The 13645-nt window shown below is 71.1% G+C and carries 10 protein-coding genes; 2 read left to right on the top strand and 8 right to left on the bottom strand.

The genetic code is table 11. The annotated features are described in order from the left end of the window. Positions 1-69 precede the first annotated feature (69 nt). From IEY61_RS26650 to IEY61_RS26640, 3 genes are all read right to left on the bottom strand, one after another. Positions 70-2046, bottom strand: a complete 1977-nt coding sequence (locus tag IEY61_RS26650; protein ID WP_189049211.1) for an ABC transporter ATP-binding protein — start codon at positions 2044-2046, stop codon at positions 70-72. Between the two features lie 112 nt (positions 2047-2158). After that, the gene (locus IEY61_RS26645) at positions 2159-2926 is read right to left on the bottom strand and encodes an enoyl-CoA hydratase/isomerase family protein (RefSeq protein WP_189049170.1); all 768 of its coding nucleotides are present in this window, start codon (positions 2924-2926) and stop codon (positions 2159-2161) included. A 58-nt stretch (positions 2927-2984) separates the two neighbouring features. Continuing rightward, positions 2985-3212 (bottom strand): helix-turn-helix domain-containing protein, encoded by a 228-nt coding sequence (locus IEY61_RS26640; RefSeq protein ID WP_007072022.1) that lies wholly within the window; start codon positions 3210-3212, stop codon positions 2985-2987. A gap of 232 nt (positions 3213-3444) precedes the next feature. On the opposite strand from IEY61_RS26640, the gene IEY61_RS26635 reads away from it, so the two are divergent. Further along, the gene (locus IEY61_RS26635; protein ID WP_189049168.1) at positions 3445-4044 is read left to right on the top strand and encodes a cadmium resistance transporter; all 600 of its coding nucleotides are present in this window, start codon (positions 3445-3447) and stop codon (positions 4042-4044) included. 62 nt (positions 4045-4106) lie between these two features. On the opposite strand, the gene IEY61_RS26630 is transcribed toward IEY61_RS26635, so the two are convergent. Next, the gene (locus IEY61_RS26630) at positions 4107-5711 is read right to left on the bottom strand and encodes an ABC-F family ATP-binding cassette domain-containing protein (RefSeq protein WP_189049166.1); all 1605 of its coding nucleotides are present in this window, start codon (positions 5709-5711) and stop codon (positions 4107-4109) included. A gap of 232 nt (positions 5712-5943) precedes the next feature. Here IEY61_RS26630 and ypfJ point away from each other — a divergent pair, with 232 nt between their 5' ends. Beyond that, positions 5944-6864, top strand: coding sequence for a KPN_02809 family neutral zinc metallopeptidase (ypfJ, locus tag IEY61_RS26625; protein WP_189049164.1), 921 nt, complete (start codon positions 5944-5946; stop codon positions 6862-6864). A gap of 653 nt (positions 6865-7517) precedes the next feature. On the opposite strand, the gene IEY61_RS26620 is transcribed toward ypfJ, so the two are convergent. The 4 genes from IEY61_RS26620 to IEY61_RS26610 form a co-directional block, all read right to left on the bottom strand. After that, on the bottom strand, positions 7518-8180 hold the full coding sequence (locus IEY61_RS26620; RefSeq protein ID WP_189049162.1) for an acVLRF1 family peptidyl-tRNA hydrolase: 663 nt from the start codon (positions 8178-8180) through the stop codon (positions 7518-7520). Between the two features lie 248 nt (positions 8181-8428). After that, complete coding sequence (locus tag IEY61_RS26615; RefSeq protein ID WP_229706460.1) at positions 8429-12121, bottom strand: reprolysin-like metallopeptidase; 3693 nt, start codon at positions 12119-12121, stop codon at positions 8429-8431. Positions 12122-12338: 217 nt separating this feature from the next. Further along, entirely contained in the window at positions 12339-12464 is a 126-nt protein-coding gene (locus IEY61_RS31880) for a hypothetical protein (RefSeq protein ID WP_268240692.1), read from the bottom strand. 248 nt (positions 12465-12712) lie between these two features. Beyond that, complete coding sequence (locus tag IEY61_RS26610) at positions 12713-13579, bottom strand: sulfurtransferase (RefSeq protein WP_229706459.1); 867 nt, start codon at positions 13577-13579, stop codon at positions 12713-12715. Between the last annotated feature and the right edge of the window lie 66 nt (positions 13580-13645).

The raw sequence follows: 13645 nt of genomic DNA, 5'->3' as shown, positions 1-13645 counted from the left end.
GTTGCGCGCAAGCTCACCCCGCGAGGCTTGCGTCCGCTGCCGGGAAGGAAACGGGCGAAGGAAGCGGCGTCAGTTGGCGGCGGCGGGCGGCAGCGCCTCGTCGGCGACGTACTCGCGGGTCGGGATGACCACCGGCTCGGGCCCGGTCGCGTCGGCGTACGGCGACCGCGAGTCGGCCACCGCGAACTGGGTGCGGTAGAGCTCGGCGTAGAGACCGCCGACCGCGACCAGTTCGTCGTGGCGGCCCCGCTCGACGATCCGCCCCTCGTCGAGGACGAGGATCTGGTCGGCGTCCCGGACGGTGGAGAGCCGGTGCGCGATCACCAGTGCGGTACGCCCGGTCAGCGCCACCGACAGCGCCCGCTGCACCGCCGCCTCACTCTCCGAGTCCAGGTGTGCGGTCGCCTCGTCGAGAATGACGATCGACGGTGCCTTGAGCAGCAGCCGGGCGATGGCGATCCGCTGCTTCTCGCCGCCGGAGAAGCGGTAGCCCCGCTCGCCGACGGTGGTGTCCAGCCCGTCGGGCAGCGACCGGACCAGGTCGGCGACCTGGGCGCCGGCCAGCGCCGCCCACAACTCGTCGTCGGTGGCCTCCGGCTTGGCGTAGCGCAGGTTCTCCGCGATGGTCTCGTGGAACAGGTGAGAGTCCTGGGTGACCACGCCGATCTCGTCCCGCAGCGCGTCGAGCGTGGCGTCACGCACGTCCACCCCGCCGACCAGGACCTGGCCGTCGGTGACGTCGTAGATGCGCGAGATCAGCATGGAGAGCGTGGACTTGCCGGCGCCGGACGGGCCGACCAGGGCCACCATCTGCCCCGGCTCGACCCGGAAGGACACGCCCTTGAGCACCGGCTCGTTCACCGTACGATCCAGGGCGGCGACCTCCTCCAGCGACGCGAGGGAAACCTCCGCGGCGCTGGGGTAGCGGAAGCGCACGTCGCGGAACTCCACCGTGCCTGCGCCCCGGGGCACCGGCACCGCGTCGGGCTGCTCCCTGATCGCCGGCTCCAGGTCGAGCACCTCGAAGACCCGGTCGAAGGAGACGAGTGCGCTCATCACGTCGACCCGCACGTTGCTCAACGCGGTGAGCGGGCCGTAGAGCCGGGTGAGCAGCAGGGCCAGGGTGACCACCGTGCCGGCGCTGACGTCGCCGGTCACCGCCAGCCAGCCGCCGAGGCCGTAGGTGAGGGCCTGGGCCAGCGAGGCCACCAGCAGCATCGCCACGAAGAAGGTCCGCGAGTACATCGCGGACGTGATGCCGATGTCGCGTACCCGCTCGGCGCGGGCGGCGAACCGGGCGGCCTCCGCGTCCGGCCGGCCGAAGAGCTTCACCAGCAGCGCGCCGGCGACCCCGAACCGCTCGGTCATGGTCGCGTTCATCTTGGCGTCGAGGTTGTACGACTCACGCGTGATCTCGGCCAGCCGTCGGCCGACCCGCCGCGCCGGGATGATGAACACCGGCAGCAGCACCAGCGACAGCGCGGTGATCTGCCAGGAGAGGGTGAGCATCACCGCGGCGGTCAGCACCAGTTGGATCACGTTGCTGACCACGCCGGACAGCGTCGAGGTGAAGGCCCGCTGCGCACCGAGCACGTCGTTGTTGAGCCGGCTGACCAGCGCACCGGTCTGGGTGCGGGTGAAGAACTGCAACGGCATCCGCTGCACGTGGTCGTAGACCCGGGTCCGCAGGTCGAGGATGATGCCCTCGCCGATGCGCGCCGAATACCACCGCTGGGCGAGCGAGAGCAGCGCGTCCGCGACCGCGAGCGCGGCGATGAACAGGGCCAGCCGGATCACCACCGCGCCGGCGTCGGGACCGCCCCGGGTGATCGCGTCGATGACGTCACCGGCCAGCAGCGGGGTGGCCACCCCGATCACCGCGGCGACGATCACCGTGATCAGGAAGACGATGATGTCGCGGCGGTAGGGCCGGGCGAACGCCACGATGCGGCGGGCGACACCGCGCTGCAACCGGTGGGTGGAGATCTCGTCGCGGCTGCGCATCGACCGGAGCATGCTCCAACCGCCCATGCCGCCGGCGGTCATGTGGTTGGACACCGTCACCTCCGGGTCGTCGTGCTCAGCACGCCGTCGCGCCAATTCTCCCGATGCCTACAACCTCGCGAGTAACCAGGATCTTCCCGAAGGGTCCTTACAATTACTCGCCGCGCCCGGCGAGGTCGCGCAGCCGCCGCGTCTGCGCCTCGCGCTCCGCCCGTTGCTGCTCGGCCTGGGTACGCCCGGCCGCGCCGGCGAGCAGCGCCTTGATCTCCACCACGGCGTTCCGGTCGTTGGCGAGCAGCCCCTCGGCGAGGTTGCGCACCGCGTCGTCCAGCTGGACCGCTGGTACGACCAGTGTGGCCAGGCCGATCCGGTCCGCCTCGGCGGCGTCCATCCGCCGGCCGGTGGCGCAGATCTCCAGCGCCCGGGAATAGCCGACCAGCTCAACCAGGCGTTTGGTGCCGGCCAGGTCCGGCACCAGACCCAGGGTGACCTCGGCCATGGACAACCTCACGTCCTCGGCCAGCACCCGCAGGTCGCAGGCGAGCGCCAGCTGAAAACCGGCGCCGATGGCGTGCCCCCGCACGGCGGCGATCGAGATGATGTCCGGCCGGTGCAGCCAGGTGAACGCGTCCTGGAAGTCGGCGATCAGGTCGGCGCACTCCGCCTCGGGAAGGGCGGACAGCTCGGCGAAGGAACCCGGCCCGGAGGCGCCCGCGACCGACAGGTCGAGACCAGCGGAGAACGCGCGCCCCTCGCCCCGGACGATCACGACGCGTACGTCACCGGGCAGGTCGCGGGAGAAGTCGCTCATCGCGCGCCACATGGTCGGGGTCTGCGCGTTGAGCACGCCGGGCCGGCACAGGGTGACGGTGGCTACCGGCCCGTCGCAGTCCAGCCGCACCCCGGTCGCCTCGGCGGTCACCGGGCGGCCCGGGTCGCGGTTGTGGTTGTGGTTGTGGTGAGCACCGCTGGCGGGCGCGTCACGCCTTCTTGCGACGCCGTGCGCCGCCGCGCTGCCGTAGTTGCACTCCGGATTCGGTGAGCACCCGGTGGATAAAACCGTAGGAGCGGCCGGTCGAGGCCGCGAGGGCACGGATGCTCTCTCCCCCGGTGTACCGCTTTACCAGGTCCTTGGCGAGCGTCTGGCGCTCGGCACCGACGATCCGGCGACCCTTCTCAGTGCTGGTGGCTGTGCCCGTGGCTGCCATGCTGTGTCCTCACGTCCCAGACTGTGCGGTTCGGATACGGTCCCACCTATTAGACCGCCTCGAACGATCATGCGCCAGATATCAACTATTCGCCAACCGACACGCTATGCAATGTCAAGTTCCCGATAGGTGATGCCACCGGACCGGTCCGCCCCGATTTGGTCGCCGCTGACCGCCGTCGGGCCCGACCGCGCCGCGCATCGGCGGGCGTACGCCCGGTAGCCTGCCTGCCGTGCTCGACCTGATCGGCACCGCGGCCGCGGCCGCCGTGGTCTTCGCCGCCACCGACATCGACGACATCGTCATCCTGACGCTGCTCTTCGTCACCGCCCGCGCCACCGGCCGTCCCAGTGCCTGGCAGATCGTCGCCGGCCAGTACCTCGGCATCGGTGGACTCGTGCTGGTCAGCGCCGTGGTCGCGGCCGGGCTGCTGGTGGTGCCCGACGAGTGGACCGGCCTGCTCGGGCTGCTGCCGATCGCCCTCGGCGTACGCGCGCTGCTGCATCGCGACGACGAGGACGCGCCGCCAGTGGTCGCCGGCACCCTCGGCGTGGCCGGCGTGACGGTGGCCAACGGCGCCGACAACGTGGCCGTCTACGTGCCGGTGTTCCGTACGCTCGGCGCGGCCGACACGGCCGTCCTCGTGCTGGTCTTCGTGGTGCTCGTCGCGCTGTGGTGCGCGGCCGGCGCCTGGCTCGGCAGCCACCCGAGGGTGACCCGGCTGGTCGAACGCGCCGGCCGGTGGCTGGTGCCGGCGGTCTTCGTCGCCATCGGCGTGGTCATCCTGGCCACCTCCGGCGTCGTCGGCCACCTGCTCGACCTGGCCCGCTGATCGGTGTTAAAAGGGGGCCCTTCCTCTACCGCAGGCGTTAAAAAGGGGCCCCTCCTTGCACCTCAGGCGAGTTCGACGAGTTCCAGTAGGTCGTCGCTCCAGGCGTCCTCGTCGCCGTCGGGCAGCAGGATGGCGCGGTCGGGCTTCAGGGCGGTGACCGCGCCGGGGTCGTGGGTGACCAGCACGATCGCTCCGGGGTAGCGGGCGATGGCGTCGAGCACCTGTTCGCGGCTGACCGGGTCGAGGTTGTTGGTCGGCTCGTCGAGCAGCAGCACGTTGGCGCCGGAGCAGACCAGGGTGGCCAAGGCGAGCCGGGTCTTCTCCCCGCCGGAGAGCACCCCGGCCGGCTTGTCGACGTCCTCGCCGGAGAAGAGGAACGCCCCGAGGATCTTGCGCAGCTCGGTGTCGGTCTGCTCGATCGACGCGGCCCGCATGTTCTCCAGCACGGTCCGCTCCACATCCAGCGTCTCGTGCTCCTGGGCGTAGTAGCCCAACCGCAGCCCGTGACCGGGGTGCACCTCGCCGGTGTCCGGCTTCAGCAGGCCACCGAGCATCCGCAGCAGCGTGGTCTTGCCGGCGCCGTTGAGGCCGAGGATGGCCACCCGCGAGCCGCGGTCCACCGCGACGCTGACGTCAGTGAAGATCTCCAACGAGCCGTACGACTTCGACAGGCCGGTGGCGGTCAGCGGGGTCTTGCCGCACGGGGCCGGAGCGGGGAAGCGCACCTTGGCCACCTTGTCGGCGACGCGTACCTCCTCCAGACCGGACATCAGCCGCTCGGCCCGGCGGGCCATGTTCTGCGCGGCGATGGTCTTGGTGGCCTTGGCGCGCATCTTGTCGGCCTGGGCCATCAGCGCGCCGGCCTTCTTCTCGGCGTTGGCCCGCTCCCGGCGGCGCCGCCGCTCGTCGGTCTCCCGCGCCTCCAGGTACGCCTTCCAGCCGAGGTTGTAGACGTCGACGACCGACCGGGTGGCGTCGAGGAACCAGACCTTGTTGACCACCGACTCCAGCAGGTCGCCGTCGTGGGAGATCACGATCAACCCGCCCTTGTGGTTGGCGAGGAAGCCGCGCAGCCAGGTGATCGAGTCGGCGTCGAGGTGGTTGGTGGGCTCGTCGAGCAGCAGGATGCCGCCACCGTCGTCGGCGGCGTCGCGGAACAGGATCCGGGCCAGCTCGATGCGGCGGCGCTGACCGCCGGAGAGGGTGCCGATGGTCTGGGCCAGGGCCCGGTCGGGCAGCCCCAGGTTGGCGCAGATCCGGGCCGCCTCGGCCTCGGCGGCGTACCCGCCGAGCGCGGCGAACTGGTCCTCCAGCGCGCCGTAGCGGCGGACCAGCTTCTCGTCCCCGCCGTCGGCGAGTCGCTGCTCCAGCTCGTTCATCTGCGCCATCAGGACGTCCAGGCCGCGGGCGGAGAGCACCCGGTCCCGGCCGGTGACGTCCAGGTCGCCGGTACGCGGGTCCTGCGGGAGATAGCCGACGGCGCTGCGCCGGTCGACCTGCCCGGCGTACGGCTGTCCCTCGCCGGCGAGCACCTTCAGTGTGGTGGTCTTGCCGGCGCCGTTGCGGCCGACCAGGCCGATCCGGTCGCCCGGCTGCACCCGCAGCGTGGTGTCGGACAGCAGGATCCGGGCGCCGGCGCGCAGTTCCAGGCCGGTGGCAGTGATCATGTCGGGGTACTCGCTCTCAGGATCCGAAGGGCTGACTCAGGGCACACGAAAGCGCCGGCGGGTCCCGGTCGACCCGTCGGCGCGGGGCGTTCAGCCTTCGCAGCGCAGCACCCGGCAAGTGTACCGGGACCCGGTCGACGCTCCCCGGGGATTACCGACCAAGATCGTCGGGTACCGGAATCGCCATCCGGAGCGGTAGCGGCCCGCGAGCCACTGACTGATCGGAATCATCATGGAGCTGAACGAGAACGCACGGATCGACACCAGCCAGGTGGAGGACCGGCGAGGTAGCGGCGGAGGCGGCGGCGGGCTGGGCATCCCGATCCCGATCGGCGGCGGACGCGGCGGCATCGTCGGCATCGTCGGCATCATCATCGCCGTGCTGGTGGCCCTGGTCGGCGGCGGCTTCGGCCTGAACGCCATGACCGGCGGCGAGGAGCAGGGCGACAACACCGCCCTGGAGCAGCGGTGCGACGCCCCGGACGCGCTGAAGCAGCTGGACTGCCGCAACACGCTCTACGTCAACTCGATCCAGGCGTACTGGCGCACCGCCCTGCCGCAGGCCCTCGGCGAGCAGTACCGCCCGACCCGTACCGTCTTCTTCAGCCAGGCCGTCAACACCGCCTGCGGCGCCGCCGACTCCGGCGTCGGCCCGTTCTACTGCCCGGCCGACTCGCTGGTCTACATCGACCTCTCGTTCTACCAGGTGCTCGCCCAGCAGCTCGGCGCCTCCGGCGAGTTCGCCCAGCCGTACGTGCTGGCCCACGAGTACGGCCACCACGTGCAGAACCTGCTCGGCACCAACGAGCAGGTCCGCCGCCAGCAGCAGCGCGACCCCGGCAACGCCAACGCCCTGTCGGTGCGCCTGGAGTTGCAGGCCGACTGCTACGCCGGCGCGTGGGCGCGCAACGCCACCGGCACCGCCGACGACCGCGGCCAGAAGATCTTCAAGAGCATCACCGAGCGGGACATCGCCGAGGCCATCGACACCGCCGAGGCGATCGGCGACGACGCCATCTCCAAGCGGGCGAACCGCCCGGTCAACCCCGACGAGTTCACCCACGGCTCGTCGGCCGACCGCAAGCGCTGGTTCAACCGGGGCTACGAAACCGGCGACCCGGCCTCCTGCGACACCTTCCGCGGCGCGGCCTGACCACGACCAGAGCGATCGGAAGATCGTCAGCTCTCTGCGGCGCTCTCACCCGGCACCGTCACACAGGGCGCCGCACCTCGCGGTCTGCGCACGAGTTGCGGCATCTCGCGGCCCTGCCCACGCGATGCCGCAACTCGCCGCCTCAGCCAGCCCGGACACCCCGACATACCGCAACCTGCGCCGCCCACCGGACGGGATACCCCGGCATGCCGCATCCCGCGCCCGCCCGATCGGCCCGAACACCCCGACATGCCGTAACCCGCGCCGCCCGTGATCACCGACGGCGGCGATGCTGTCGAATCTCCTCCCCGAGGGCACCCAACATGGCCACGGTCAAGAGAACCCGGAGGAACGTTCCCAAGCCGAAGTTTCCCTCGTCGATTCGCGAAGCTACACTCACACCCGCCCAAACCGCTGCTGCCGCATATGCCAAAATCCAGAGCAAATGCCGACGCCGAGGACCGCCGTCCACCATTTCCACCTTCCTCCGCCAGGCCTCGTGCCGGACTCGCACATTTCGACAATCATTCATGTATGGCCTGCAAGCCGGGGCGCTATCGAGCCAGAACTTGCCAACGGCTTTGGGATCCTGCTGGCCTGATCAGCGCCTGTCGCGGCGGCAACACACTTGGCCGCCGCAGCCCATCCCGCCGTCAGTTGGCCGGGTCGCGGTCGGGTTCCCGCACCAGCACGTGCACGGCCCGGGCGGCGGCGACCGCGGCGACCAGCACCGCGTACCGGGGCTCCGGAACATCGAGCAGTCGGTCCGCCCGCAGCGCCGCGAGCGGGGCGAGTCGCCGATCGGCGAGGATCCCGTCCACCGCCCGCCGGTCGCCGCCCGCGACCACCGCATCCAAGCGGTCGACCTCCGGAAGCAGGAGCCGCACCGCAAGGTCCGCCGCGTCGGCCAGCGCCGCCTTCGCCTGGTTCTCCCGCCGCCGGGCGAACCGCTGCTGCGACCAACCACCCGCAGCCGTACGCCCCTGCACGTACCGGGTGTCCACCTTGTGCACCGGCAGCCGCTCCCCCTCGGCGGCCCCCACCGCCACCGCCCCCTTGCGCGCCAGCAGCAGGCCGAGCCGGCGCGGCGCGATCGCGGCGGCCACGAAGGCGTCCAGGTCGGTGGTGGCCGGCGCACCGGGCGGGGTGTGCAGCTCGGCGGTGGCACCGTCCGGAGCCGACAGCAGCAGGCCGTACTCCTGGATTGTGACGCTGGGCGGGCCGTGCCGGTCGGTGAAGCCGGCGACCCAGCGGTTGATCCGGGCCGGGTCGACCTCGATCCACCGGCCACCCCCGGCGGCGGGTCGGCTGCTCATCCCCCGACCTTACGGCAGTGGGGATTCGGCAACGGTGGGCGGGAACGAACGTCCGACCGACCCGCCAGGCCGCAACTTCGGCGAAGTTGCGGCCTCGGCGGCACCCTGAGGCAGCAACTTCCCCGAAACTGTGTGGATCAACGAGGCCGCCAGCGCGACCAAGATCGCCGGGAATCGCCACTGACAGGAGGCAGACGAAAGCGGGAGGACACCCTTGCCGGTGTCCTCCCGCTTCATCTGTCCGTCGGTCAGTGCACCGTGAGGTTGCCGCCGGTCAGCTTCACCTCGCCGGTGCCCGCTCCCGTCCAGTCGGACGAGAAGAGCAGGCGGCCGCCCTGCCAGAGGGTAAGCCCGAGGGTGTCGTTGCGGCCGGGGGCGCCCCGGTCGGTCACCGTCACCGCCAGTGTCAGGCCGCTGGCCACGAGCTTGCCCTTGCTGTCGTACAGGCTGGCCTGGTAGCGCAGATCGGCCAGCTTGCCCGCCGAGGTCACGCCGAGGCCGTCGATGGTCGTGGCCTTGATCTGGTACGTCCTGCCGCCAGAGCGGAACTCGATTTCGGCCTTACCCGAGGCGGCCTTCTTGCCCGTGGCCGGCTTGGCATTCAGCTCCACCTCGGCCTTCGAGTTCCGGTCGGCCGGGTACGCCCCGGCCGAGCGGTCGACGGTGAGGTGGCCGCCACCGGTGAGGAAGCCACCGTCGGAGACGGCCACCCGGACCGTGGCGGTGGTGCTGCCGGTGTAGTGCCCGCCGACCGTCGCGGTGACGGTGTGGGTGCCCGCCGGCAGGGTGGCCGCGCAGGCCGCCGAACCGGTGGTGGTGGAGGTGGCGAGCAGTTCCACCGGGACGGTGCAGAGGGTCGCCCCGCCCGCAGTGAAGGTCACCGTGGCGTTGCGCAGGTCGCCGCCGGTGGTGTCGGTCGCCGAGGGCAGCACCGAACTGTCCCGCAGCACGGCCCGAAGCAGGGCCTTGCCGGCGTCCCCGCGGGTAGCCGTGCTCACCAGCGTGTCACCGGCCCAGCTCACCGCCGCGTTCTCCGGGGTGACCCGGATGGTGAACGAGGTGCTGCCGGTCAGGCCGGAGCCGTCGGTCACGGTGACGGTGACCGGGTGGTCGCCCGGGGCCGCCGTGGTGGTGCCGGTGACCGTCCAGCTTCGGGTGCCCGGCCGAGGGTTCGTCCCGGAGGTGTCCGCGACGGTCAGCGCCAGGCCGGCCGGCAGGCCGGTGGCGGACGCGGTCAGCGCCGCGCCGGTGCTGTCGGCGTCGGTCGCCGTGATCGTCACCGTCGGCGAGAGCGCGTCGCTGTACTGGACGCTCGCCCCGCCCGCCGGGGCGTTGTGGGACACCTCGGGGGCGGACCGGATGGTGAACTCGGCGTCGTTGACGGCGAAGAAGATGTTGCCGACCGCCTCGATCTTGATCCGCGCCTGTTCGGTCGCCACGTTCGGCAGGCTGACCGTCGCGCTACCGGTGTTCGGGGTGCTCTCGGCCAGCACGTGCGGGAAGGTCTCGCCGCCGTCGACCGAAAGCGTGATCTTCACGTTGCCGGCGTTCACCGGCGCCGCGTCGGTGCCGGCCACGTCCCAGGTCACGGCCTGGGTCGAGGCACCATCGAGGACGGTGGTGCTGCTTTGCGAGGTGACCAGGAACGGCCCGGCGTTCGGGGCCAGCGCCACGGCGACGTTGGCGCTGCCGACGCCGCCGCCGCCCAGCCGCCCGTCGCGGGCGGTGAGCTTGAAGTTCAGGGTCCGGTCGTTGTTGAAGCCGACCCAGTCCCGGGTGGGCAGGAACTCCGAGTAGCAGTCCAGGATGTCCGCCGGGACGTTCGAGGCGCTTCCGCTGGCGGGCGGCGCCGGGGCGGCCGGGCAGGTACCCGTCTTGGCGTTGGTGTTGCCCGCCAGGATCTGTCTCAGGTCCGGGAAGACCCGGGTGGAGTTGGTGGTCACCGCGTTCTGGCCCGGCGAGTGGTACTTCATGGCGTCCTCCGGCGACACCCACGCTGGCTCACCGAAGACCCGGAACAGCGGGCCGTTGGTCTTGATGTTGTTCGTCAACGCGGCACCGGCGGAGCCGCCCCGGTCGTTCTGCTCCCACAGGTAGGTGAGCGTGTCGCCGTCGGCGTCGGTGGCGCTGCCGGTGAGCGCGAACGGCGTACGCACCGGGATGGTGACGGTGTCCGGCACGGTGACCACGGGCGCGTGGTTGGTGGTCTGCTCGACCAGGTGGCCACCGTTGTCGATGGCGCCACCCTTGGCGGTCTCACCGACGAAGCCCGCGGCGCCGGTGAGGTTGGTCAGGGTGAGCGCGTCGACGTTGGTGCGGGCCAGCGTGCCACCGAAGGTGAGCTGAAACCCGGTGTCGTTCAGCGTGCCGCTGCCCCCGAAGGCAGCCACGGTCACCGTGCCGCCCGCCGGCCAGCCCGGGACCGACTCGATCGCGGCCTTGATCCCGGCGGTGGTGTAGTTGGCTCCGCGCACGATCGGGGCCGAGTCCGCGCCACGGTAGTTGACGGTGAACGAGTCGCCGTTGGTGTCGAAGTCCACCAGCGAGACCGTCTGCACCTCGTTGATTTCCGGGCGGTTCGAGGTCACGAAATTCGTGATCTCGGTGTAGGTGCGGTGCGACCAGTACGGGTCGGTGTGCGGCTGGAGGTTGTCCTGCTGGCAGATGCCGGCGTACGCCATGATCGACGAGCCGCTGCCCGGCTCGTACGAGTTGGCCGCGCTGCGGTTGCCGCCGGAGCAGTTCCACTGGTTGCCGTTGAAGGTGTGGTTGCCGGCGAACTGGTGGCCGATCTCGTGCGCCACGTAGTCCACCGCGAAGTAGTCGCCGATCGGGTTCGGCAGGCCGGTGCAGCCCCGCGCCTTGCCGTCGCCACCGACCACGCCGAGCCCGGCGACGCCGCCACCGCTGAGGCCCAGGCCGATGTGGCCGACGTCGTAGTTGCTGGCGCCGATGATCTGGCCGAGCACGATCCGGTTGCGGTTGAGCAGCCCGCTGGTGCAGCCGCTGATCTGGGCCGGGGTGTAGCAGGGTGCCGCACCGCACGGGCCGTTCGGTTCGGTGGCCAGCACCGGGGTGTTCAGGTTCGTCTTGTCGGTGTCGTTGACCAGGACGAGCCGGATCGCGGTCTCGTCCTCGTAGATCTGGTTCACCCGGTTGATCAGCGTCACCTTCGCCGCGGTCACGTTCTCCGCGCCGAAGTAGTTGGCGTACGACGGGTCGGTGACGAACGCGAGGCGGTAGGTGCGCAGCGTCACCAGCGGACCCACCACCGGCTCGTCCAGTGCCGAGGAGATCTCGTCGTGCAGCGCGTGGGCCGCCGACTCGACGTCCTCCCGCTCGACGAAGTCGCCGTCCCGGTTCTCCAGGTCCCGGGCGAAGTAGCTCGCGTACAGGCTCTGGTCGCGCTGATAGTAGGGGTCGATGTACCAGGCGCCATCGGCGGAGCGGACCGACGCGTGGAAGCCGAGCGGGGTCAGATCCGCCCGGACCGTCGCGGTCGGATCATCCAGGCCCTTGCCCGCGTACGTGCTGATCTCGGGGTGCTTCGCGACCAGGCCCGGCTCCATCACCGGCGACTTCACCAGTTGGAAGCGCTGGAAGGTGCCGTCCGGCGCGGGCAGCGACACCACCTGGCTCTGCTGGCGCAGCGCCCGGCGGTTCTCCGTCGGCGCCTTGTCCAGCAGGCCCTTGATGCCGACACGGTCCAGTGTGTAGGCACTCAGCCGCTTCGCCTCGATGGCGGCCTTCCGGCCCGACTTGGTCGCGGCGGGTTTGCCGTCCACTTTGCGCCACGGCCCGTCGGCGGCGGGTGCGGCGCCGGCCGGCGACGGTGCCGCCAGGATCGGCAGCATCGCCGCGGTCAGCGCGGCGACCAGGATTCCGGCGAGTCGACCACGGCGTGGCCGGCCACCCGGTTGATGGGTGAGGGGGGTCCTCAAGTCAGCTCCCTGATGGTGAAGGGTGAGACCGAACCGTGTCGCCCCGGGTCGGCGGAGCGGACGCGGAAGATCTTCGAACTGAAAGAACCCTAAGCGGACGGTGGATGCCGAACATCCACCGGAAAGCGGAAAAAGCTCTGGCAGGACCGTCGCGGCGGCGAGCCGGTACAGACCCACGTGACGCGCGTACCGGCCCGGAGTGGACGATCTGCGACCGTCAGTGACCGAGGAGGGTGGCGAGGGCGAGGGCCGAGGCGACGAACACCCCGAGGGTGAAGAGGGCGGCGATGGCCGTACCGGAGCCGCGGCCAGCCGCAGCGGCGTGGCGAGCGGTGCCAGCCAACCGGCGACAATGGCGCCGCCGAACGCCGCGACGCCGTAGCCGGCGATCAGACCGGCGAGGAACGCCGTGGTCACGACGGCGGACGGTGCGGCGAGGCCACCCCGAACATGGTCCGCTGTCGGGTCGCGGCGGTGGCCGTGGCCACCGCGGGCGGCATCATCGGGTACGGCTCGATCACCGCACCATCCTGCGTCGGTGCCGCCCCCGGGGCCACGCGTTATTCGAGCCTTACAGCAGCGCTACCGCGCTCAGCCGACCTCGAGCGGCAGGGACGGGTCGTTGGTCCATTCCCACAGCGAGCCGTCGTAGACCGCCACGTCCGTCTCGCCGATCAGGCGCAGCGCCAGGGCGTCTCCGGTGGCAGCGATCCCGCCACCGCAGTAGGTGACCTTCCGTCCCGACTGGGCCTGCACCTCCTTGAAGATCTCACGCAGCTCTGGCACCGGTCGGAACGTCCCGTCGGCCGGGTTGAGCAGGGCGGCGACGAAGACGTTGCGGCTGCCCGGGATCCGGCCCGGCCGCGGGTAGCTGACCGTCTCGGTGGCGTGGTGGTCCTCCGGCGACAGCGAGTTGATCAGGCAGGCGCCGCTGCCGCTCTCCACCACCTGCTTGACCTCGTCGAGCTCGGCGAAGAGCGCCGGCCGGGGGGTGCCGACGAATTCCGCCTGCGGGTAGCTCTCCGCCCCGGACCGGGTGGGCCGGCCCTCGGCGGTCCACTTGCCGAGGCCACCGTCGAGCACCGCCACGTTGTCGAAGCCGTTGGCGAGCAGCAGCCACCACAGCCGGGTGGCCCAGAACACGTTGGCCGCGTACACCACGACCGCCGTGTCGGGGCCGATGCCCAGCCGGCCGGCCGCCGCGGCGAACCGCTCCGGCGATGGCTTGGTGAACCAGCCACCGTCCGGCTCGGAGAGATCGTCGATGATGTCCGCGAACGCCGCGCCGGGGATGTGGGCGGCCAGGTAGTCGGGGCGACCGGACGTCTGGCTCCACTCCCCGCCCGCCTCGGTCGGCGGGGCCAGGTGCACCGTGGCGTCGAAGATCCGCAGCTTCGGGTCGTCGAGGTGTTGGGCCAGCCACTCGGTGGACACGAGCGGGGTGGGCAGGTCAGCCATGGGTCCTCCTGATGCCATCGGCGCTAATCCCTACCAAAACAGTCGGGATCATGTCGATCACAAGTC

This window comes from Micromonospora sonchi (assembly GCF_014646235.1).
Taxonomy (GTDB): Bacteria; Actinomycetota; Actinomycetes; order Mycobacteriales; family Micromonosporaceae; genus Micromonospora; species Micromonospora sonchi.
The sequence above is the reverse complement of the archived record's forward strand: the minus strand, read 5'-3'. Positions and strand labels throughout refer to the sequence as shown.

Bases quoted from the DNA above. Each gene is read 5' to 3' on its own strand.
- IEY61_RS26640 (WP_007072022.1), bottom strand. From the start codon at position 3,212: ATGGCAGCCACGGGCACAGCCACCAGCACTGAGAAGGGTCGCCGGATC.
- IEY61_RS26620 (WP_189049162.1), bottom strand. From the start codon at position 8,180: ATGAGCAGCCGACCCGCCGCCGGGGGTGGCCGGTGGATCGAGGTCGAC.
- IEY61_RS26610 (WP_229706459.1), bottom strand. From the start codon at position 13,579: ATGGCTGACCTGCCCACCCCGCTCGTGTCCACCGAGTGGCTGGCCCAA.
- ypfJ (WP_189049164.1), top strand. From the start codon at position 5,944: ATGGAGCTGAACGAGAACGCACGGATCGACACCAGCCAGGTGGAGGAC.
- IEY61_RS26630 (WP_189049166.1), bottom strand. From the start codon at position 5,711: ATGATCACTGCCACCGGCCTGGAACTGCGCGCCGGCGCCCGGATCCTG.
- IEY61_RS26650 (WP_189049211.1), bottom strand. From the start codon at position 2,046: ATGACCGCCGGCGGCATGGGCGGTTGGAGCATGCTCCGGTCGATGCGC.